21 protein-coding genes are annotated in these 21,407 nt (G+C 67.8%); 3 read left to right on the top strand and 18 right to left on the bottom strand.

The features are described 5' to 3' along the window. Window positions 1–34: 34 nt before the first annotated feature. The 5 genes from pdxS to E6A21_RS11220 form a co-directional block, all read right to left on the bottom strand. Window positions 35–943 (bottom strand): pyridoxal 5'-phosphate synthase lyase subunit PdxS, encoded by a 909-nt coding sequence (gene pdxS / locus E6A21_RS11240; RefSeq protein WP_138444236.1) that lies wholly within the window; start codon window positions 941–943, stop codon window positions 35–37. Between the two features lie 169 nt (window positions 944–1,112). Beyond that, the gene (gene pgsA / locus E6A21_RS11235; RefSeq protein WP_138444235.1) at window positions 1,113–1,733 is read right to left on the bottom strand and encodes a phosphatidylinositol phosphate synthase; all 621 of its coding nucleotides are present in this window, start codon (window positions 1,731–1,733) and stop codon (window positions 1,113–1,115) included. Continuing rightward, a complete protein-coding gene (locus tag E6A21_RS11230) occupies window positions 1,723–2,376 on the bottom strand; it encodes an HIT family protein (protein WP_138444234.1) in 654 nt (217 codons plus the stop codon). The genes pgsA and E6A21_RS11230 overlap by 11 nt, the downstream gene beginning before the upstream one ends. A 1-nt stretch (window position 2,377) precedes the next feature. Next, on the bottom strand, window positions 2,378–4,399 hold the full coding sequence (gene thrS, locus E6A21_RS11225) for a threonine--tRNA ligase (RefSeq protein WP_138444233.1): 2,022 nt from the start codon (window positions 4,397–4,399) through the stop codon (window positions 2,378–2,380). A gap of 118 nt (window positions 4,400–4,517) precedes the next feature. After that, the gene (locus E6A21_RS11220) at window positions 4,518–7,946 is read right to left on the bottom strand and encodes a DNA polymerase III subunit alpha (RefSeq protein ID WP_246036404.1); all 3,429 of its coding nucleotides are present in this window, start codon (window positions 7,944–7,946) and stop codon (window positions 4,518–4,520) included. Window positions 7,947–8,035: 89 nt separating this feature from the next. On the opposite strand from E6A21_RS11220, the gene E6A21_RS11215 reads away from it, so the two are divergent. Both E6A21_RS11215 and E6A21_RS11210 read left to right on the top strand, forming a co-directional pair. Beyond that, entirely contained in the window at window positions 8,036–8,752 is a 717-nt protein-coding gene (locus E6A21_RS11215) for an SOS response-associated peptidase (protein WP_138444232.1), read from the top strand. Window positions 8,753–8,933: 181 nt separating this feature from the next. Further along, a complete protein-coding gene (locus E6A21_RS11210) occupies window positions 8,934–9,401 on the top strand; it encodes a hypothetical protein (protein WP_138444231.1) in 468 nt (155 codons plus the stop codon). A 221-nt stretch (window positions 9,402–9,622) separates the two neighbouring features. On the opposite strand, the gene E6A21_RS11205 is transcribed toward E6A21_RS11210, so the two are convergent. From E6A21_RS11205 to E6A21_RS11155, 11 genes are all read right to left on the bottom strand, one after another. Beyond that, on the bottom strand, window positions 9,623–10,030 hold the full coding sequence (locus E6A21_RS11205) for an arsenate reductase ArsC (protein WP_138444230.1): 408 nt from the start codon (window positions 10,028–10,030) through the stop codon (window positions 9,623–9,625). Further along, complete coding sequence (locus E6A21_RS11200) at window positions 10,027–10,737, bottom strand: aquaporin (RefSeq protein ID WP_138444229.1); 711 nt, start codon at window positions 10,735–10,737, stop codon at window positions 10,027–10,029. Before E6A21_RS11200 ends, E6A21_RS11205 begins: the two co-directional genes overlap by 4 nt. Next, a complete protein-coding gene (locus tag E6A21_RS11195) occupies window positions 10,734–11,084 on the bottom strand; it encodes an ArsR/SmtB family transcription factor (RefSeq protein ID WP_138444325.1) in 351 nt (116 codons plus the stop codon). The genes E6A21_RS11200 and E6A21_RS11195 overlap by 4 nt, the downstream gene beginning before the upstream one ends. Before the next feature lie 149 nt (window positions 11,085–11,233). After that, a complete protein-coding gene (locus E6A21_RS11190) occupies window positions 11,234–12,340 on the bottom strand; it encodes a thiolase family protein (protein WP_138444228.1) in 1,107 nt (368 codons plus the stop codon). Beyond that, window positions 12,337–12,675, bottom strand: a complete 339-nt coding sequence (locus E6A21_RS11185) for a Zn-ribbon domain-containing OB-fold protein (RefSeq protein WP_171041369.1) — start codon at window positions 12,673–12,675, stop codon at window positions 12,337–12,339. Before E6A21_RS11185 ends, E6A21_RS11190 begins: the two co-directional genes overlap by 4 nt. After that, window positions 12,672–13,460, bottom strand: a complete 789-nt coding sequence (locus E6A21_RS11180) for an SDR family NAD(P)-dependent oxidoreductase (RefSeq protein ID WP_138444226.1) — start codon at window positions 13,458–13,460, stop codon at window positions 12,672–12,674. The genes E6A21_RS11185 and E6A21_RS11180 overlap by 4 nt, the downstream gene beginning before the upstream one ends. Before the next feature lie 36 nt (window positions 13,461–13,496). Next, the gene (locus E6A21_RS11175) at window positions 13,497–14,684 is read right to left on the bottom strand and encodes an acyl-CoA dehydrogenase family protein (protein WP_212745923.1); all 1,188 of its coding nucleotides are present in this window, start codon (window positions 14,682–14,684) and stop codon (window positions 13,497–13,499) included. 38 nt (window positions 14,685–14,722) lie between these two features. After that, entirely contained in the window at window positions 14,723–15,493 is a 771-nt protein-coding gene (locus tag E6A21_RS11170) for an SDR family NAD(P)-dependent oxidoreductase (RefSeq protein WP_138444224.1), read from the bottom strand. Next, a complete protein-coding gene (locus E6A21_RS11165; RefSeq protein ID WP_138444223.1) occupies window positions 15,490–16,263 on the bottom strand; it encodes an enoyl-CoA hydratase/isomerase family protein in 774 nt (257 codons plus the stop codon). Before E6A21_RS11165 ends, E6A21_RS11170 begins: the two co-directional genes overlap by 4 nt. Next, a complete protein-coding gene (locus E6A21_RS11160) occupies window positions 16,260–17,783 on the bottom strand; it encodes a class I adenylate-forming enzyme family protein (protein WP_138444222.1) in 1,524 nt (507 codons plus the stop codon). Before E6A21_RS11160 ends, E6A21_RS11165 begins: the two co-directional genes overlap by 4 nt. 94 nt (window positions 17,784–17,877) lie before the next feature. Further along, a complete protein-coding gene (locus E6A21_RS11155) occupies window positions 17,878–18,894 on the bottom strand; it encodes a zinc-binding dehydrogenase (RefSeq protein ID WP_138444221.1) in 1,017 nt (338 codons plus the stop codon). A 137-nt stretch (window positions 18,895–19,031) separates the two neighbouring features. On the opposite strand from E6A21_RS11155, the gene E6A21_RS11150 reads away from it, so the two are divergent. After that, window positions 19,032–19,538 carry a MarR family winged helix-turn-helix transcriptional regulator gene (locus E6A21_RS11150; protein WP_138444220.1) on the top strand — a complete coding sequence of 169 codons (507 nt, stop codon included), beginning with the start codon at window positions 19,032–19,034 and terminating at the stop codon, window positions 19,536–19,538. A 28-nt stretch (window positions 19,539–19,566) separates the two neighbouring features. Here E6A21_RS11150 and E6A21_RS11145 read toward each other — a convergent pair whose 3' ends face one another. Both E6A21_RS11145 and E6A21_RS11140 read right to left on the bottom strand, forming a co-directional pair. Next, entirely contained in the window at window positions 19,567–20,676 is a 1,110-nt protein-coding gene (locus E6A21_RS11145; RefSeq protein WP_138444219.1) for an iron-containing alcohol dehydrogenase, read from the bottom strand. A gap of 98 nt (window positions 20,677–20,774) precedes the next feature. Then, window positions 20,775–21,404 (bottom strand): TetR/AcrR family transcriptional regulator, encoded by a 630-nt coding sequence (locus E6A21_RS11140; RefSeq protein ID WP_246036403.1) that lies wholly within the window; start codon window positions 21,402–21,404, stop codon window positions 20,775–20,777. Between the last annotated feature and the right edge of the window lie 3 nt (window positions 21,405–21,407).

Here is a 21,407-nt window from a genome sequence, read left to right as displayed (position 1 = left end):
GCGTCCGAGAGCGGCTATCTGGTTCTGAGTCCAGTCACCAGCCGCGCTCGGCGAGGCGGTGCGGCTGGGGGATCTCGTCGACGTTGATGCCGACCATTGCCTCACCCAGTCCGCGGGAGACCTTCGCGATCATGTCCGGGTCGTCGAAGAAGGTCGTCGCCTTCACCACGGCGGCAGCGCGCTGGGCGGGGTTGCCGGACTTGAAGATGCCGGACCCGACGAACACGCCGTCGGCGCCGAGCTGCATCATCATGGCCGCGTCCGCCGGGGTCGCGATCCCGCCGGCGGTGAACAGCACGACAGGGAGCTTGCCGGTCTCGGCGATCTCGCGCACGAGCGCGTACGGGGCCTGGAGCTCCTTGGCCGCGACGTAGAGCTCGTCCTCGGCCATCGTCGTCAGGCGCTTGATCTCCGCGCGGATCCTGCGCATGTGGGTCGTGGCGTTGGAGACATCGCCGGTGCCCGCCTCGCCCTTGGAGCGGATCATCGCGGCGCCCTCGTTGATCCGGCGCAGGGCCTCGCCCAGGTTCGTCGCACCGCACACGAACGGCACGGTGAACTGCCACTTGTCGATGTGGTTCTCGTAGTCCGCCGGTGTCAGGACCTCGGACTCGTCGATGTAGTCGACCCCGAGGGACTGCAGGACCTGGGCCTCCACGAAGTGGCCGATGCGGGCCTTGGCCATCACCGGGATCGAGACTGCGCTGATGATCGAGTCGATCATGTCCGGGTCCGACATGCGGGAGACCCCGCCCTGGGCGCGGATGTCGGCAGGGACGCGCTCAAGGGCCATCACGGCCACGGCGCCGGCGTCCTCGGCGATCTTCGCCTGCTCGACGTTGACGACGTCCATGATGACGCCGCCCTTGAGCATCTCCGCCATCCCGCGCTTGACGCGATCACTGCCGGTGGTCGGAGTCGAGGAGTTTGCTTCAGTAGACACGTGCTCGTCTTTCTATTGGCTGACTGGCGGACGGTCGGAGGAGTCCGGCCGTCGTGACAGGAAATCCTTGGGGTGGCTCCCAGTCTATCGCCGGGAGCAGTCGCTTGTTATCGATGCGAGGCCACAGTCTGCCGTTTGCGCTGATGGGCGAATGCACAGTCCCCGTCTGTCACGCGGACCCGGACTCGGCGCGCGCCTGCGTGCGCACCGCGAAGACCCGCTGCACGACCGTCACGGCGCTCGCGACCGCCAGGGCTGCGAGCGTCCAGAACAGGAACGGGGTGGGCAGGCCCAAACCGCACAGTCCCGCGACGACGAGCACCGAGACGAGCCGCTCGGCTCGCTCGGCGATGCCCACATTCGCCTCGTAGCCGAGCGACTCCGCCTTGGCTCGCGCGTAGGACACGAGGTTGCCGAGCAGGATGCAGACGACGGCGAGTGCTCCCGTGCCGGCATCGTGGCCGCCGCCGTAGAACCACAGCACGAGGCCGAGGAAGATCGCGTCGTCCTGGATCCGGTCCAGCGTCGAGTCGAGGAAGCCGCCCCAGCGCCCCTTCCGGTCGGTGAGGCGGGCCATGACCCCGTCGAGGACGTCCGAGAACACGAACAGCGTGATGGCGACGACGCCCCAGAACAGCTGGCCGAGCGGAAAGAGGATGAGCGCCGACGCGCTCACGCCTGCGGTGCCGACGAACGTCACGACGTCCGGGGAGACGCCGGCTCGCAGCAGGGCGCGGGCGAGCGGGGTGAAGAGCCGCGTGAACAGTGCCCGGGCGTGTCTATTGAGCACCCGCGTCCTTCCCGTCCGCGCCCGCGCCGTCCACGGCCGCGCCGTCGCCCGTCCCGGGGTCCTCCGGCCAGGCTTCGGCGAGGAGGCCCCGCGTCTCGTCGAGGGTCTGGGTGATCTGCTTCGTCTGTGCGATGATCGGCAGGAAGTTTCCGTCGCCTCCCCACCTCGGCACGATGTGCTGATGGAGGTGAGCGGCAATCCCGGCGCCGCCCGCGTCGCCCTGGTTGATGCCCAGATTGAAGCCGTGGGGATGCGCGACCTTCCGGACGACGCGCATGGCCGTCTGCGTCATCGCGGCCATCTCCTCGGTCTCCTCACGGGAGATGTCCGTGTAGTCCGCGACGTGGCGGTACGGGCAGATGAGGAGGTGCCCAGGGTTGTACGGGTACAGGTTGAGGATCGCGAAGCAGGCACGGCCGCGGTGGACGATGAGCGACTCCTCGTCGCTCCGGCCCGGGGCCGCGCAGAACGGGCACTCCTTGTCCTTGTACTGGCCTTGGCCGCCCTTGATGTACGCCATGCGGTGCGGAGTCCACAGGCGCCCGAAGGCGTCCGGCGTTCCGGGCAGTTCGAACGGATCAGTCACGTCGCTGTCCGTCTCAGGTACAGCGCGCTGGTCCTGGGCTCCCGTGGACTCCGTCATATCAGAGCGCCCTCGTACGCACGGCCTCGACGATCCGCTTGACGGCCTCGTCGACCGGCACCCCGTTGTCCTGGCTTCCGTCACGGAAGCGGAAGGAGACGGCGCCCGCCTCGGCGTCCTCGCCGCCCGCAATCAGAACGAACGGAACCTTGTCCTTGCTCGCCGTACGGATCTTCTTCGGGAACCTGTCGCTCGAGGCGTCCACCTCGGCACGGATCCCCTCCTTCTTGAGCCGGGCGACGACGTCGTACAGGTAGTCGTTGAAGGCCTCGGCAACCGGGATGGCGACCACTTGGACCGGCGCGAGCCAGGCCGGGAAGGCGCCCGCGTAGTGCTCGGTCAGGACGCCCAGGAAGCGCTCGATCGAGCCGAACTTCGCGGCGTGGATCATGACCGGCTCCTGGCGTGTGCCGTCGGCGGCCTGGTACTCGAGCCCGAACCGAGCAGGCTGGTTGAAGTCGTACTGCACGGTGGACATCTGCCACGTGCGTCCGATGGCGTCCCTCGCCTGGACGGAGATCTTGGGGCCGTAGTACGCCGCTCCCCCGGGATCCGGGACGAGCTCGAGGCCGGTCTCACGCGCCACCCGCTCGAGGACGGCCGTGGCCTCTTCCCACTGCTCGTCCGTGCCGATGAACTTGTCCGACTCGGGATCACGCGTCGAGAGCTCGAGGTAGAAGTCGTTGAGCCCGAAGTCCCGCAGGAGCGAAAGGATGAAGTTCAGCAGGTGCTTGACCTCGTCCGGGGCCTGCTCCTTCGTGACGTACGAGTGCGAATCGTCCTGAGCGAAGCCACGGACACGGGTCAGACCGTGGACGACGCCCGACTTCTCGTAGCGGTAGACGTGCCCGAACTCGAAGAGCCGCATCGGGAGCTCCCGGTACGAACGGCCACGCGAGCGGTAGATGAGGTTGTGCATGGGGCAGTTCATCGCCTTGAGGCGGTAGTCCTGCCCGGGCTTGACGATGTTGCCTTCCTCGTCGCGTTCCTCGTCGACGTGGAGCGGCGGGAACATCGTGTCCGCGTAGTACGGGAGGTGGCCCGACGTGTGGAACAGGCCGTCCTTGGAGATGTGCGGTGTCCCGACGTACTGGAAGCCCTCTTCGATGTGCCGACGGCGGACGTAGTCCTCCATCTCGCGCTTGATGATGCCGCCCTTGGGATGGAAGACCGGCAGGCCCGACCCGAGCTCGTCAGGGAAGGAGAACAGGTCGAGCTCTGCGCCGAGCTTCCGGTGGTCGCGCCGCTCGGCTTCGGCGATGCGGTCCTGGTACTCCTTGAGCGCTTCCTTGGTGGGCCACGCGGTGCCGTAGATGCGCTGGAGCTGCTTGTTCTTCTCGCTTCCGAGCCAGTAGGCGGCCGCGGACCGGGTGAGGGCGAACGCGTTCGAGATGAGCTTCGTGTTGGGCAGGTGGGGTCCGCGGCAGAGGTCGCACCACACGACGTCGCCGCTCTTGCGGTCCACGTTGTCGTAGATCGTGATCTCGCCCGCGCCGACCTCGACGTTCGCGCCTTCCTTCGCCGCCCCTTCGGACTGGTGGTCCTTGGCCCCGAGGATGATGAGCTTGTAGGGCTCGTTGGCCATGGCGGCCCCGGCCTCGACCTCAGTCACGACCCTGCGGCGGAAGAGCTGGTTCTGGTTGACGATCTTGAGCATCATCTTCTCGAGGGTCCGGAGGTCCTCGGGGGTGAAGGGCTCGTCAACATCGAAGTCGAAGTAGAAACCGTCCTTGATGTACGGGCCGATGCCGAGCTTCGCGTCGGGGCGCAGCTGCTGGACGGCCTGCGCCATGACGTGCGCAGTCGAGTGCCGCAGGACGTTGAGGCCGTCTTCCGACGCGATGTCGACGCCCTCGACCGATGCGCCGTCCGGGAGGGGCTGGTCGAGGTCCTTCAGGACGCCGTCAACGCGGACGACGACGATATCGCGGCGCCCGTCGAAGAGGTCCGCTCCCGTGGTGCCCTGCGTGACGGTCCGCTCCTCGCCGTCCACGTTGATCGTTATCTGCTGGGCATCTGACACAGGCGTCTCCTCTTGATCTCTCGGCTTCATAGCTTGTGGTATACGGAGACCACAGCCAGCCATCGTCAAGCCTATCGGAAACGGCGCAGCCGCCCGTTCGCCGCACCGTCGCGCTCGGCTACGCCGCGGGCGTCGACCCCGGCTCAGGCAGTGCAGGATGCTCGGGGTCGAGCACGCGTTCGAGTTCGGCGAGATCCCAGGCCATGTCCGCGCCGAGGCTGATCCCTCGGGGCCCGGTGCGCCGGGTCCGGCCCCGGATGAGCAGGAGCCGCGTGCCGAACAGGAGCGGCCCGGCCTTCTCCTGCGCCTCTGTGAAGAAGACCGAGTCGACGCAGCCTGTCCCGTCGTCGATGCTGATGAAGACGACCCGCTTGCCGCCGCGCATCGGCGGCGTCTGGGTCGCGACGCGCACGCCGGCAACGAGGACCTCCGTGCCGTTCCGCAGCCCGAGGAGCCTGTCCGCCGTCGTCACCCCCAGCCTCTCGAGCAGCGGTCGATGGCTGTCCATGAGGTGGGCGCTCGCGTCGACGGCCATGAGGTCGAGCTCGGCCCGGACCTTCTCGTCGAGTCCCGGTTCGGGGAGTTCGGCGCGCAGGTTGGCGAGCTCGACGTCGGCGATGTCGAGGGCGAGCTGGCCGTCGATCGGGGCATCGCGCCGCGCAGACGCCCGGGGCGCGAGCTGTGCGAGGTGCGCCACGAGGTCGGCCCGGCTCCCCTGCGACTGCGCCGCCCTGTGGAGCGAGTCGAAGGCGCCGAGCTCTGCGAGCCGGCGGACGTTCGCCCGGGTGGGCCGAGCCCGGTCGCGGACGTCTGCGATCGACGCGTAGGGCTGGCCCGCGACGATCCGGCGGAGCTCGGCCTCCGACAGGCCGTAGATCCCCTTGAGCGTGAGCCGGACACCGAGCTTCCCCGCGTCCGGGCCCGACTCGATGCGCTCGACCCTGTACTCGTCGCTGCTCGCGTTGATGTCCACCGGCAGGATCGGGATCCCCATTCGGCGTGCCTCCGCGACGAGCAGCCGTTTCGGGTACATCCCCGGGTCGTGCTCGAAGATCCCCGCGAGGAATGCCTCCGGATGATGGGCTTTGAGCCACGCCGACTGGTACGTCGGCACCGCGAAGGCCGCGCCGTGGGCCTTGCAGAATCCGAAGCTGCCGAAGGCCTTGATCGTTCCCCACACAGCGTCGACGGTGTCCGGGGTGTAGCCCTTCGCCTTCGCACCGGTGCGGAAGAAGGCCTCGACTTCCGGCTCGAGCGCCGGCTGCCCGAGTTTCCGGCGGAGCTCGTCGGCGCGGGCGAGTCCGCAGCCCGTGAACAGGTCGAATGTCCGGAGCACCTGCTCGTGGAACACCGTGACCCCGTGGGTCTCGGCGAGGAACGGCTTCATGTCCGGGTGCGGATAGTGCGCTGGCGCAAAACCATGGCGGTACTCGAGGAACGGCCGCACCATGTCCGACTTCATGGGTCCCGGGCGGAAGAGCGAGATGTCGATGATGAGGTCGTTGAATTCCCGCGGAGCCATCTTTCCGACGAGCTCCCGTTGCCCAGGCGATTCGATTTGGAAGCAGCCCAGCGTGTGGGTCGAGCGGATGAGCTCGTACGTCGGCTCGTCGTCGAACGGGACCGCGTCGAGATCGATCGCCGTCCCCTCGACCCGCGCGACCTCCTTCACGGCGAACGCCATCGAGCTCTGCATGCGCACGCCGAGCACGTCGAGCTTGAGCATGCCCATCGGGTCCATGTCGTGCTTGTCGAACTGGCTCATCGGAAGCCCCATCCCGCTCGGCTGGACCGGCGTACGGTCCAGCAGGCGCGCATCGCCGAGGATTACTCCGCAGGGATGCATGGAGATATGGCGCGGAAGCCGGTCGAGCCGCTCCGTCAGGTCCACGAGGAGCTCGAGCTGTTGGTCCTTCCCGACCTGTGCGGAGAATTCGCGCAGCTCGGGCTTCTCTCCGAGCGCCTCCCGGAAGTGGCTCGCCGAGAACCGCCACAGCTGCTTCGCGATGTCCCCGACTTCATCCTCGTCGAGGCCGAGCGCGAGGCCTGCATCGCGGACGGCCCCACGGGCGCGGTAGCCGTTCTGCATGCTCATGAGCGTCACGCGCTGTGCGCCGAAGCGCTGGAAGATACGGCGGTAGACGTTGTGCCGTTCGGCGCTTTCGACGTCGATGTCGATGTCGGGAAGCGTCGAGCGGTCGCGGGAGAGGAAGCGCTCGAAGATGAGATCGTGGCGCAGGGGGTCGACGTGGCTGATCCCGAGCAGATAGTTGACGAGGCTCGACGCTCCCGATCCCCGCGCAGCCGACCGGACGCCCATCTCGCGGATCATCTCGGCGACCTCGGCGACAGTGAGGAAGTAGGAGGCGAAGCCGAGGTCCCGCACGATCTGCAGTTCGTGGTCGAGCCGCCGCCGGACTCGCTCCTCTCCCTCCCCCGAGAGGCCGGGGAAGCGTGCGGCGATTCCTGCTCGGCACCGCTCGGCGAGTTCCTGCTGGGGTGCGCCGACGATACCGATGACGGAGGCCTCCGGGACCACCGGCCTACCCCATCCGGCGTCCGCCGTGGGCTCGAGGCGGCAGCGGTCGGCGATCCGTTCGGTGTTGCCGAGGAGGTTCGCGAGGTCTTGGCCCCCCAGTCCCGCCGCGCGGATGATCTCGCGGCCGAGCTGGCGCATGTGTTCGGCAGGCTTGAGCCAGCCCTGGCCAGTCGGCTGGAGTGCGGATTCGCCCGGCAGGGTCAGGGGATCGCCGGGAATGCCAAGCCGCTCGAGGGGCGTGAGGGTGCGGGCGGCGTCGAGGACGTCGGCCGTCGCGGCGCCGTCCTCCTCGACGTAGCGAACTGCGTTGGTGAGCACCGCCGGGATCGCGTGCTCGCTCGCGAGGCGCAGCATGCGGACAGCGTGGCTTGTGCTGAGCGGCTGGCCGGGGGCGCTCAGGTGCGTGACGAGCTCGACGGCGAGGACCCCCGCGGGCATGGCGTCCAGCCACTCCCTGAAGAGCGTCCGAGGGCGCAGGAAGCGGCGGCCGGACATGGCCCGGCCGACGTCCGAGTCCGGCCCGATGAGCACCGTGAGGACTGGCCGCCCGGTGTCCGGATCGACACACCGCGCAGCCAGCTCAGAGCGGAGGATGCCGACCGGGACCGGGCTGTTCGCCTTCCCGCTCGTGTGGGCGTGGGCGTCCGAGACGAGGCGGCACAGTGCCTTCCATCCGGCCCCGCCGTCGTGGCCGTGGGCGAGGACGACGACGCGGCCCGCCAGGCCCGCCGCGCCCCGCCGCTGCTTTCGCACAGCATGGTGCGCCCCGCCGTCGTCCGCTTCCGGCTCGGCCAGGACGGCGAGGTCGACGCCCACGATCGGGTCGATGCCCTCTCTCCTGCACGCGGCAAGGTGCTTGACTGCACCATAGAGGCCGTCGCGGTCCGTGCACGCAAGGGCGCTCGCGCCGTCGGCCGCCGCCGCTGCGGCGAGGTCCTCAGGCCAGGACACGCCGTAGTGGGCACTGAACGCACTCGCGACGTGGAGATGGGTGAATTCTTCCGCCACGGGATCGGCTCCTGCATCGAACATATCTTCGAACACGCCAAGTGTAAGCCCCTCCGCGCAGGCCCGATGAACGGTGAATAATGGGCCGCATGTGCGGCAGATACGTCATGGCAAGAGCGGTCGGCGACCTTGTGGCCGAGTTCGACGTCGACGAAACCCTGGTCGAGTCCCTCGAGCCCTCCTACAACGTCGCCCCGACGGACCCGGTGCCGATCGTCCTCGACAGGCGGGACCGGGAGACGAAGAACCTCTCGCGCAAACTCGTGACGGCCCGCTGGGGCCTCGTGCCCTCGTGGGCGAAGGACGCGAAGGGGGCGGCGAGGCTCATCAATGCCAGGCGCGAGACGGTGACGGAGAAGCCGTCGTTCCGCAAGGCAGCTGCGCAGCGGCGCGCGCTCGTGCCGGCCGACGGGTACTACGAGTGGCAGAAGGAGGAGACAGGCGGGAAGACAGCCAAGATTCCGACGTACCTCCATGCCCCCTCGGAGGATGTCCTCGCATTCGCGGCCCTCTTCGAGAACTGGCCCGACCCCTCGCTCCCGCCCGACGACCCGCACCGCTGGCTCCGCACGTGCACCATCATCACAGCCCCCGCCTCGGACGCGCTCGGGCACATCCATGACCGCACTCCGCTCATGGTTCCGCGAGACCTGTGGGCGGACTGGCTCAATCCCGAGATCACGTCGGAGGGCGACGTCCGGAGCCTCATCGACGCCATGCCGGAGCCGCATCTCGTGCCCCGCGTGGTCGGGGACCTCGTCAACAGCGTCCGCAACAACGGACCGGAACTCATCGAGCCGGCCTGATCGGCCGGACACGCTCGACGCCTCACTGTCTGGAACGCCTCCCGGCTCTCCACGGCCCGGGCGGATCAAATTGCGGTCTTCGACGCTGGCCGGGTAAGAGGGTCGATGTCCCGTATACATCGAACTTCGCCGCTGACACACTGGTGCGATCTTCGACACCCGCTCACCATGGAGGTTGGACATGGACGAGGACGCCGGCGCCCGCAAGGAACTGTCTGCCCTGATTGAGGAGCGGCGCGGAACGATCCGGGATTTCCTCCGCCGCGCACGTCCGCGAAGGAGTCGCCTGACCAACATCAGCCTTCTCGGCAGTTCCCTGGCCGCAGCATTCACGGTCGGTCCCGCGGCCGGCGGAACCAAGTTCACCGAAGCGCTCAAGAATCTGTTTGCGCTTGCCGACGACTCGGTCGTCTGGCGTGTCCTCTGCCTGGCCGCGGTCCTGCTCTCAATCACGGCCGCCATAGCGACCAACCTGGCCAATTCATCGAACGTCGCCGCCCAGGTCAGCGCCGCCGAGGCATGCCTTGGAGAGTTGGAGGGACTCCAACTCTCGCTCTCGCTCGGGAATGTGCCCCTTGACGACATAGTCCAGGCCTACCGGCAAGCCATCGCCAAGGTCCCCTTCCTCGACGACGTGCCTGTGCCGTAGGCTCCCCGGGGAATGCGGCCTTACCGAGCGACATCGGTGCCGAAGCTGGCACCGCCAACCGCCATGCGCAGGGGCGAGGATTCGGTTGCCTCGAGTCCTCGCCCCTTTCCGGCACTGCCGCTGGTCAGCAGCAGTCCTGGTCGTCGTCGCAGCAGCCGTTCTCGCAGCAGCCTGTCGTCATGGGAGCGCACCTCCTCTCCTCTTTCGCCAGGGATGAATCCTCAGGCTGTAGGCAGCAGTTCGGCGATGAGGCCCTCGATCCGGCCCCTGATCTCGTCGCGGATCGGGCGCACCGCGTCGACTCCCTTCCCTGCCGGGTCTTCGAGATCCCAGTCTTCGTAGCGCTTGCCCGGGAAGATGGGGCAGGTGTCGCCGCAGCCCATCGTGATCACGACATCGGAGTCCTTCACGGCTTCCGTGGTGAGGATCTTGGGGATCTCGTTGCGGATGTCGATGCCGTCCTCGAGCATGGCCTCGACCGCCGCGGGATTGACCTTGTCGGCGGGCTCGGAACCTGCGGAGCGCACCTCGACACGGCCGCCGGAGAGGCGGTTCAGATAGGCGGCGGCCATCTGGGACCGGCCCGCGTTGTGGACACAGACGAACAGGACGGAGGGCTTGGCGCTCATGAGGCGACCTTTCGATCGGCCGCAGCGGACTCGCTTGCGGCAGGCACAGGGAGGGACGTGTAGAGGAACCGGACGAGCAGGAACCCGAGGACTCCGCCAACCAGCTGGGCCAAGACGAACCCGGGGGCCGAGGCTGGGGCGATCCCGGCGAAGGTGTCCGTCAGCGTGCGTGCGACCGTGACGGCAGGATTGGCGAAGCTCGTCGAGCTCGTGAACCAGTAGGCCGCGGCGATGTAGGCGCCGACGGCGAAGGCAACTCGGTCGGCCCGGCCGGAGCGGACGGTGCCGAAGACGACGAGCAGGAGTCCGACAGTGGCCACGACCTCGCCGAGCCACAGACCGCCCCCGCTTCGGGCGTGGGCGGAGAGGGCGACGGCGTCGAGGCCGAACATCAGGTTCGCCACCACGGTGCCGAGCACTCCGCCGAGGAACTGCGCGACGATCAGCGCCCCGGCGGTGCGCCAGTCCAGCAGGCCAAGGGCCTTCTCCACGAGCGTCACCACCGGGTTGAACGACGCCGAGACGGGCTGCAGGGCCACGATGAGCGCCACGAGCGCAGCTCCCGTCGCGACGCTGTTCTCGAGCAGGGCCAGCCCGACGTCGTTGGGGGAAAGCCTGGACGCCATGATCCCGGAGCCGACGACGGCGATCACCAGGAATGCCGTGCCCGCCAGCTCTGCGGCGGCGCGGCGGGCGAGCAGGCTCATCGCTCACTCCCCCCGATCACGGCTGCGAGGTTCGCTAGCACCTCGGTCCGGGCACGGTAGTACGCCCAGACCCCGCGCTTCTCGCGTTCGAGCAGGCCAGCCTCGTGAAGCACCTTCAGGTGATGGCTGATCGTGGGCTGCGAGAGCTCGAAGGCGTCATTCAGGTCGCAGACGCACGCCTCCCCGCCCTGATGCGAGGCGACCAGCGACATCAGCCGCAGCCGCACCGGGTCCCCGAGCGCCTTCAGCATGACGGAGACTTGCTCAGCCACCTCCTCGGACACGGGTTCACGGGTCAGGGGCGAACAGCAGGCAACCGCCTGCACCGGCGTCAGTTCCAGAGACATAGACACGCATCAATATTTACACGTGTCTATGTCTAAGGCAACACTGCCGCGCAGGTGATTCCTCACGCACTCTGCCGACCGCCGCTTCAGCCGCTTCAGCCGCTTCAGCCGCTTCAGCCGCTTCAGCCGCTTCAGCCGCTTCAGCCGCTTCAGCCGATGATGATGGTTCCGCTGGCGATGGCCTCCAGCGTTCCGACGCCTCCTCCGACTGTGTGGGCGATCGCCGTCCTGGCTCCTACCACCTGGCGGTCGCCCGCTTCGCCGCGGAGCTGCCTTGTGAGCTCGACGATCTGGGCCACCCCAGTGGCTCCCACCGGGTGCCCCTTGGAGAGCAGGCCCCCGCTCACGTTGATCGGGATGAGGTCGTCGAGCAGCGCGCGACCTTCCTCCGCAATGCCCAGCGCCTCGGTGGCGAGCACTTCGCCGATGGTGAATGCGTCGTGGATCTCGGCCAGGTCGAGGTCCCGCGGCGTCAACCCGGCGGACCGGTAGGCGGCCTCCGCCGATGCCCTGCTGACTCCCAGGCGCGCCAGATCTGTGCTGCGGTCGATCGGCCGCCCGGATGCGAGACCGGAGCCGAGAATCCGCACTTGGCCGCGAGGGCCTTCGCCACGGGTGCCGCTCGTGAGAACGAGCGCCGCGGCCCCGTCGCTGTTGGCGCAGGACTGGAGAAGCGTCAACGGATCCGCTACCGGCTTGGACGCGAGGACCTCTTCGGCGGTGACAGGCGCCTTGAACATGGCCAAGGGATTGTTCGCCCCGTAGGCCCGGTTCTTGACACTCACCTTGGCGAGCAGTTCGGGGGGCACCCCATGGCGCTGCGTATACGCCTGTGCCCAGAGGGCGTAGACAGCAGGGATCGTCAGGCCGATTCGAGTCGGGCGATCGGTGCGATCAAGTGTGATGCCGCCCTGGAACAACCCCGTCATCCGCTCTGCGCCGATCACGAGGACGGTGTCGTGCTGCCCCGCCTCGATCATGCCCCGGGCGAGATGGACGGCGGTGGAACCACTGGCACAGGCGTTCTCCACGTTCACGACCGGCCGTCCCAGCAGTCCGACACGCTCGAGCACGCGCTGCCCCACGGCGCCTCCGCCGAGAACGTTGGAGGACACCACCGCATCGACCTCGGGCGCGGCGATCCCGGCGTCCTCCAGTGCTTCACTGACCGCCGCGGCGCCGAGATCCTCGACGGAGTCGTCTGGATGCTTGCCGAACGACGTCATGCCGACGCCGGACACGTACGCGCGGGTCATGGCCTGACCTCATCGGGAATGAATCGGAAGCGCTCTACTGGATCGTCGACCCGCACAAGTCTCACGGCGTCGCCGATGTCCAGCGGTGACTCGGAGCGGCCAAGCAGGCGGGCACCGGGTTCGAAGTCGGCGTACGCGATGACGTACGGCACGTCCACGCCTGGAGGTGCGAGCCGCACAGTGGTGGCCGAAGCCACCCGGCCCGAGCCTTCGACTGCAACGGGAGCGAGGTCTGCCGATCCACAGCTCGGGCAGCGCCCGTTGAGGACTTCCAGGTGCACGGCGGAGCACGAGGCGCAGGCGAACATCTCGATCGCAGGGGCGGTCGCGGTCACGGGATCACCGCGTATCCACCGTTGACCGAGATGGTCTGGCCCGTGACCCATGCACCGGCGGTGCTGGAGAGGAAGACCACCATGCCGGCGATGTCTTCCGGCGTGCCGAAGCGCCGGATGATGTAGCGCTTCAGCTGCTCCTTCGCGGCCGCCTCGTCGTCGAGCATCGCTTCCACGAAGGGTGTACGCGTGGCCGAGATTGAAACGCTGTTGGCGGTGATGCCGAAACGCCCGGCGCTTCGCGCCACGGCGCGCATGAATCCGGCCGCGCCCGCCTTCGCTGCGGAGTAGACCTCCAGGCCAGCCTCGCCGACCCTTCCAGCATCGGAGATGACCGTGACGATGCGCCCCTGGCCGTGCCCTCGCATGAGTGGTACGCCGGCACGTACGCAGTTCATGACGCCGAAGAGGTTCGTGCCCAGCCAGGCATTCCAGCCGTCCACGGGCTCAGACCAGAAGTCCTCGAAACGGGCCTTCCCGCCCGCGCCGGCGTTGCCGGCGTTGTTGACGAGGGCGTGCAGTTCGCCGAACTCTTCGCGGACGCGAGCGAAAGCGGCCTCTACCGCGTCCGGGGACGTCACGTCGAAGGGCAGCGCCAGTGCGGCGGCGCCTTCCTTGCGGACCTCCTCCGCGACGGCCTCGGCACGCTCGGGAACGAAATCGTTGACGACGACCGCCCTGGCTCCATTGCTTGCTGCGTCGAGCGCTATCTGACGCCCGACGCCCTGCCCGGCCCCGGTGACCAGTACGACGCGGTCGGACATGTCGATAATGGTGCGTCCCATCATTTCCTCTCTGGGTCTGGATGCCCTACGGCATGGTCAGACGGTTGCAGTGACAGCACGTGTGTACGGCGTGTCGAAGATGGAGCCCTCGAAGTAGTAGCCCATCAGCATCGTGCGGGCGATGACGAGGTGCTGGATCGCCGGCGGCCCCTCCTCGACGACGTTCGCGCGCGCATCCCGGAGCATGCGCTCGATGGGGAACTTGCGGGTGAAGCCGATGCCGCCGAACACGAGGAGCGCGCGGTCGGTAACGCGGCAGACCGCTTCGAGCCCGAAGAGCTTGCAGGCGGAGGCCTCTGCCGGCACCCGGTGGCCGGCGTCGATCCGCGCGGCAGTGTTCTCCAGCATGGAGCGCAGGGCGAGGACGTCTGTGGCCATCTCCGCAAGGTAGCGTTGCACCGCCTGACGCGTGCCGATCGGCTGTCCGAAAGTCTCCCGGGAGCGCGCCCGTGCGAGCGACATCTGCAGTGCCTCCTCGGCTGTGCCGAGCGAGGAGGCTGCGACGAACACCCGACTCAACTCCATGCCCTCTTCGATCAGGCCAAGGCCCTCGCCCTCGCGGCCCAGCCGGTTGCCGATGGGGACGCGTACTCGCTCCATCTGGACGTGGCCGTGCTGGAGCCCGCGGGTTCCCAGGGTCGGGGGCAGCGGGTCAATCCGCAGGCCTTCCGCATCCCGCTCCATCAGGATGGCGCTGACTCCTGCGGCCCCGGCTGCCGGGTCGGTCTTGCAGAAGACGATGAAGTAGCGGACCCAGTCTGAGTTGGTCGTCAGCCACTTCTGCCCGGTCAGGACGTAGTGCTCGCCGTCCCGGGTGGCGGTCGTGCCGATGTCGGCCCCCGTGCCGTGATCGGGTTCGGTGATACCCATGCCGAAGCTGACCTCGCCTCGCGCCGCAAGTGGCAGGAGTCGCGCCTTCTGTTCTTCGCTGGCCAGCATGCTGAACACGTGGGTGGACGAGTTGTGGGCATGGACGAAGCCACGCAGTCCTCCGTGGATGCGGGACAGGTCCGCGAGGATCGGCAGGTACTGGGTGACGGTCAGTCCGGCTCCCCCGTATTCCTTCGGCACGAGGAGACCGAGAGCGCCCACCTCTTGAAGCGCGGGCACCATGACGTCCTTGGGGATGACGTCGGTGTGCTCGATCTCCTCCTCCATGGGAGGGAACACCTCCCACATACGTTCGGCGATCCTTGATCGCAGCTTCTCGTAGTCCTCGTTCACGTTTTCCTCGATTCCTTGTTGTCGCTGGCTCGGGCGCATCAGCGCAGGCCGATGCCGCCGTCGACCGGCAGTACGGCGCCTGTGATGTACGCGGAGCCGGTTCCGGCCAGCAAGAGCAGTGCTTGGTCAAAGTCGTGAGGCTGTCCGAGCCGGCCGGCCGGGACGTGCCGCGCGATGGCGCGTTGGACCTGTTCATCGGCCAACTCGGGATTCAGCTCGGTCAGAACGTGCCCGGGCGCAATGCAGTTCACCCGGACGCCGTCGCGTGCCCATTCGAGCGCCAGGACCCGGCTCATCTGCACGAGGGCGGCTTTTGAGGCCGCGTAGGCACTCACGCCTCGGCTGGGCGCGGAGGCCGCCGGGGAAGCGATGTTGATGATGGAGACACTCGCGTCGGCACGCTTCCGCTCGGCGACGAGCCGCGCGAGCACGAAGGGCGCGCGCAAGTTGGTCTCGAAGGTTGCGTCCCAGTCTTCGTCCGTATGGTCGAAAGCTGGCTTCACGACTCCAACTCCCGCGTTGTTGACGAGGATGCCGACCGGGCCGAAGCAGGCCTCGATGGAGGCGTATCCGGCGAGGATCGCCTCTCGGTCACGGATGTCCAATGCCACCGCCGCGACCGAGTGGGAGCCGAGCTCGGCAACGAGGCCCTCGAGCCTCTCGCGGCGCCGCGCAACTGCTACGACCCGCGCCCCGGCATGGGCGAGGACAGCGGCGAAGTGCCGTCCGAGACCGCTGGAAGCGCCCGTTACGACGGCGACGCGTCCCGCCACGCCCCACGGATCCGTGGTGTTCGGAGGTGTCGTCATCGGCCTGTGAACCTCGGCTCTCTTCGCTCGATGAAGGACTGCAGCCCTTCCGCGTAGTCCTCCGAGGAGCGGTGCCTCAGGATGGCCTCGTGCGCCGACTGCAGGCCGGCCTCAACCGGGAGCGCGACGGCCTCGCCGGAGAGTCTCTTCATCTCCCGGAGCACAAGCGGGCTGCGCGAAGCAATGGTCCCCGCCAACCGTCCCACCCGCTCGACAAGCTCGTCGGCATGGACCAGCATGTCGACCAAGCCGATCCGGTACGCCTCCGCCGCATCGATCTCCTCGCCGGTGTAGAGCAGCAGCCGTGCGGAGGACTGGCCCACGCGCCGGGGAAGGCGATACGAACCTCCCGCCCCGGGGAGGAGCCCGAAACGGGCATGGGCGTCGGCGAAACGCGCGGCTTCCGAGGCCACCACGATGTCGCAGCACAGCAGCAGCTCGAGGCCTCCAGCGATCGCGGCGCCGTGGACGGCCGCCACCACTGGGACCGGGATGGCCTCCCAGGCGGAGAAGGTGCGGTCGCTCTCCTGAAGCATGGCTTCGCTCGGGCCCGGAAGCCCGTCGTGGCCAGCAGCGCCCAGGTCCGCTCCAGCGCAGAAGGCCGAGCCGCTGCCCTCGAGAACCACCACCCGGATGTCTGGTTCGGCCGCCCGAGCCGCGGCAGCGGCGAGGCCCTCGAGGACGTCCGCATTGATGGCGTTCCTCCGCTCGGGCCGGTTCAGCGTCACCCGCAGCTCCCGGCCCTTGGCGTGGATCTCCACCGCACTCATGGCCTGCCCTCCGTGGGGGCTTCTGTGAAACGCTCGACCAGGCGCCGCCGCAGGACCTTGCCCGAGGCGTTGCGGGGCAGTGCATCGAGGACGTGCAGCTCACGGGGCACCTTGTAGCGTGCAATGCGGGCGCGGATGTACTTCTGCAGCTCCTGGGCGTCGATGTGCTCGGTGACGACGACGGCGGCGGCCACGCGCTGGCCGTAGACCTCGTCCGGTACGCCGAACACGGCAGCGTCCCGGACCAGCGGGTGGTCGGCGAGAACGCCCTCGATCTCGGCTGGATAGACGTTCTCGCCGCCCGTGACGATCATGTCGCTCCCCCGGCCGATGATCGTGAAGTAGCCGTCCTCGTGTACCTCGGCGATGTCGCCGGTGTACATCCAGCCGTCACGGATGGTCGCTTCCGTGGCGGCCGGATTGTTGAAGTAGCCAACCATCACGGTGCCCGTGGCCGCCAACACGACCTCCCCGGTGCCACCGACGGGTACGTCGTTGCTGTCAAAGTCGATGATCCTGACGTCCGCCGTCAGGATCTCCCGCCCAGTCGCGCCCGGGTGGGCGTCGTGGTCCTCAGGCCGGAGCACGGCGATCGAGGTGGCCTCTGTGGTGCCGTACCACTGGAAGAAGCCGGCCGCGGGGAACATCCTCCTACTTTCGGAGAGGACGGCTGGCGTGATGCTGGAGGAGCCGTACCAGATGGTGCGGATGCCTTCCGAGGGCGTTTGGCCGGACGCGGCAAGAATGGCGAGCATGGTGGGCGCCCAGAGGGTGATGCTGACCTTCTCGGCTCGCACCAGCGCCAGCACCTTCTCCGGATCGAAACCCCTGCCATCGAGCACCACCGTGGCGCCGAAGAACAGCGCGGCCAGGGCCTGGATCACGAGCCCTCCCCCATGGAAGAGGGGCATGCAGACGAGCATCACATCGTCGCGTTGAAGACCGCCTTCGACGCCGTACATGGGCAGCAGCCTCATCGTGGCATCGTGGGTGGCGAGGACGCCCTTGGGATGACCCGTGGTTCCGCTCGTGTAGAGGATTGTGGCGACCGAGGACGGATCGACTGCGGGAAGGGCGACTTCCCCGGTGGCGCTGCTGCGCAGGCCAGCCAGGGAGCGCGGCCCGGTTCCCTCGAGAGCCACGACGTCGATCGGAAGGGCACATCGTGAGATGGCCTCCGTCACTGCATCCACATAGCCGGGGCCGGCGAACACAACCGAGGGCGACACGTCGCGCAGCACGTAGTCGAGTTCGTTGGGCCCGTACCGGAAGTTGAGCGGCGCCAGCACGGCACCGGTCCTCAGGACGCCGAACGCCACCTCCATGAACTCCACGCAGTTCTCCGCCATAACGGCCACGCGTTCGCCGGAAGCGACCCCGGCCGCCACGAGGGCCCGAGCGATCAGTCCGGAGCTTTCCTCCAGGTCTGCGTAGGTCAGCCGCCGTTCACCCATGACCACGGCTTCGTGGGTAGGCCGGCGCTTGGCCCCCAGCCGAACGATGTCACCGATCGTCCTCATTGCGTCCTCCTCGTCACGACTGTGTGACCGCGTGCCCTCAACGGCACCTTCAGGCTATGGACCCCCCATGGAGATTGTCAAGGCTCACATCATCTCATGTCGTATCAGCTTGGACGGCGACGACCGTCTTTGCCGGAACCCGCCGGTCTGCAAGCCGCCTGAGGAGGTCCGGAACCTCGCGGATGTGGCCCTCGGCGCCGATGACCGCGCGCAGCCGTCCAGCCGCCAGATGCTCCGCCAACTCGAGCCAACTCGCTCTCACTCGGTCCGGGTAGTGCTCGGCGAACGCTCCCCACCCGGCTCCCACGTGGCTGAGGTTGCGGAAGACCGCGCGATTGAGCTTCGGGGCCGTCACCTGGCCACCGGCAAAGCCCACGACGACGTGCCGCCCAAAGTCTCGAAGCACGCCCAGCGCCTCAATCGCAAACGCTCCGCCGACCGGGTCCAGAAGGACGTCGGCCGTGGCGCGCCGGCCCGCCAGCTCCTCCGGCGCCAGGACTGGGTCCGCACCCGTTGCAGCCGCCGTCGCCCGCCGCTCCGGTGAGGATGCGACGGCTGCAACACTGCCCGCACCGGCCAGCCGCGCAAGCTGGATTGCAGCCGTCCCGATCCCCCCTCCCCCGCCCAGCACGACAACGTCCTCCCCCGGACGCAGACCGCCGCGGTCCATGAGGGCGAAGCGTGCAGTGAGGAAGTTGAGCGGGGCCGCCGCACCTGAGCTGAGAGGCAGGTCCTGCGGCAGCGGCAGGACCTGGCCCACCGGCACAGCTGCGTACTCGGCCACGGCTCCGGTGCCCACGACGGCAGCGACAGGATCGCCCGGGCGCAGTCCCGACCAGGGTGGGGCGGTGACAATCCGACCGGCCAGCTCCCCGCCCACGACGAAGGGAAGGTCAACGGCTTCCTGGTAGCGTCCTTGGGCTCGGAGGAGGTCAGAATGCGAGAGACCAGCTGCGACAACACGGACCAGGGCTTGGCCTCCAAGGACCGCAGGGAGCGGAATCTCCTCGATCACCACCGATTCCGGGCCGCCGAGGCTATGAAGGCGCGCGGCCATCATGAGCTGGGGACAGCTCTGGTCTGCTCGGCCTCGGGAAAACTCGTCAGGCATAGTGGGCTCCTTCAGGTGGGTCGATGGCGCTCGGGGCAAACACCACGCAGACGCCCCACACCATTTGATAGCTGATCGTCCGACATCACACTATCCCCCTGCTGCCGCCAAAAGCCCGGCCGTGAGATCATCAGAGAATGGATCATCAGGAATCGCGGCATTACGAGGATCAAGTCGCCGAGAGGGCCACGGCTGCGGGGATCTCGCTGAACGTCGGGACTTTCGCTCTCGCACTCAATCTCGTCCGGGCCGCGAACTTCCTCGTGGGCCAGCTCGAGCAGGAGATCTACCGCCATCGGGGCGTGAGCTACGCGGGCTTCCGGATCCTGTTCGCACTATGGGTGGTCGGACCAGCCGAACCGAAGAGGCTCGCGACGCTCGCAAGTGTCACGCGTTCGAGTACGTCGAGCGTCCTGAACACCTTGGAGCGCGACGGCTTCGTCGAACGTCGACGCGAATCCATCGACCGCCGCGTGGTCACCACTCAGCTCACGGAGAGCGGTCTGCAGTTGGTACTGGAGACCTTGGAGGAGCACCAACCGCTGCTCGGCAAGTGGACCGACGCCCTGAGCGACGACGAGCGCCGCACCATGAACAATCTGCTCCACCGGCTCATGGCGTCCGGCGCTCCTGCGCTCCTGTAGACGGCAGACCCCCGCCATCTCAGGCGTACTACCCGTTCAGGTCTCCCGACCACACGTCCGCCATCAGCAATTCAATTTCGCTCCGCCCGGACAAGCCTGTGCTGAAATCCGCCATGGCCTGCTCGATGTCCGGAAGTGCGGACTGGATCGCGGGCCAGGTGATGCCAAGATGCGCGAGCCCCAGAGGAACTCCGGCCTCTTCCAGCAGCCCGGTTAGCCGAACGACCAAGGGGTCGGCCCTTCCGCGAGAGCCTGGACCCTGAAGATCCATGCACAATGCCCGTGCCAATTCCTCACGCCGGAATTGGTCGTCAGTTTTGGCGTGATGACCGGCAACGACCCGGACAACGATCGCGTGCGTCAGGGCGTGGCTCGTGCCCAGGATGGGGCTGACCGCATGGACCAGCGCATGGCCCATCCCCATGCGGACGGCAGGCAATGCGGCCCGGACCGAAGCAGCCTGGGCGGCCGCAAGCGATTCCAGTCTGGACGAGGTTCTGAATCCGGCGATCGCCCGTGCCATCAAGGTCGCTGCACGGAGGTAGTAGGCGTCACTGAGAGGACTCGCGTCAACGGAGAAGAAGCCCTCATAGCAGTGTGAAACTGCGTTGAGGAACGAGGCAGCGAGCAGGCCGTCCGGCAGCGCATTGGGAACCACGGGATCGAGCACGACTGCATCGGGCCGAACCGAGCTCCCGGACAGTCGCAGCTTCCGACCGCGTTCCGTCACTCCTGCAAACGGCGTCACCTCGGCCCCACCGAAAAGAGCCGGAACAGCCACGTGCACAAGGCGCGAGCCCTCAGCCAGCGTCGCGAGAGCCTTGGCTCCATCGATGACGCTCGCCCCTCCGAGACTGACCACGGCCTCGGCCTCGGCGGTGCGGCACAGGTCAGCGAGGGCAAGCACATCCTCCATCGGCGCGTGGGATCGCATGCCGCAGAAGCGGCCCACGAGGCCATCACCCAGTCCTCGCACCGAGGCTTCGAACACCTGTGAGCTGGCCATGGATGGGCTCGTCGCCAGAACAACCCGCCTCGCACCCAGCTCTCGAAGGAGCACACCCAGGCGACCGAGAGCACCGTCCCCGGCCACGATCCGGGGCGTGACTTGGGCGACGACCTCGAAACTGCCCTGCATGCTCACTCCTGACGTAGGAGGCGGCCGGCCCCCCTTCGGGAATGCCCCGGGGAGGCGTCGGACGAAACAAGTTTGAGCCTACATGACGTCATCTCTCGTTACATCAGCACCGAGCTGCGCAATGCTGCGAGCACCTCGGGCACGAACTCCTCGAGAGGGCGCCCGTCTGCGTCGTCGAGCCACTGGTCGATCGCGGTGTAGAGCAGGACTACGGCAACCTGGGCGTACACGGCGGCATCGAGGGACGGGAGCCCGCGCGCGGCGAAGCCGTCGCGAATCGCCTCGCTCAGGCTGGCCCGCTTGCGCAGATCTCGCTCGCGAAGCTCCTCGTTCTCGCGAACCAGGCGCCTGAGCTTGCCCATCTCCGCCTTGCGCCCGTCGAAGGCGGTGGTAGCGATGGTGCGAAGGCCCTCGAGGATCAATTCGAGCGGAGGTACGTGGCGCGGGGCGTTCGCCATCATTGCCGCCGCCGTCTGGGCCGCCTGCTCGTCGGCGAACAAGACCTCGCGCTTGTCGGCGAAATGCCTGAAGAAGGTGCGGGTCGTGAGGCCGGCACGCTCCGTGATCTGCGGCACCGTCGTTGCCGAGAAGCCCTGCTCGGTAAAGAGTTCGAGGGCCGCGGCACGGAGCCGTTCACGCGCACCCGGCCGCCATCTGCTCACCGGACCACGATAACTGATGACACGACGTGCCCTGACGACGTAGACTTCGATGACACGGAATGCCATCAC

Source organism: Sinomonas susongensis (genome assembly GCF_005877005.1).
Taxonomy (GTDB): domain Bacteria; phylum Actinomycetota; class Actinomycetes; order Actinomycetales; family Micrococcaceae; genus Sinomonas; species Sinomonas susongensis.
The sequence above is the reverse complement of the archived record's forward strand: the minus strand, read 5'-3'. Positions and strand labels throughout refer to the sequence as shown.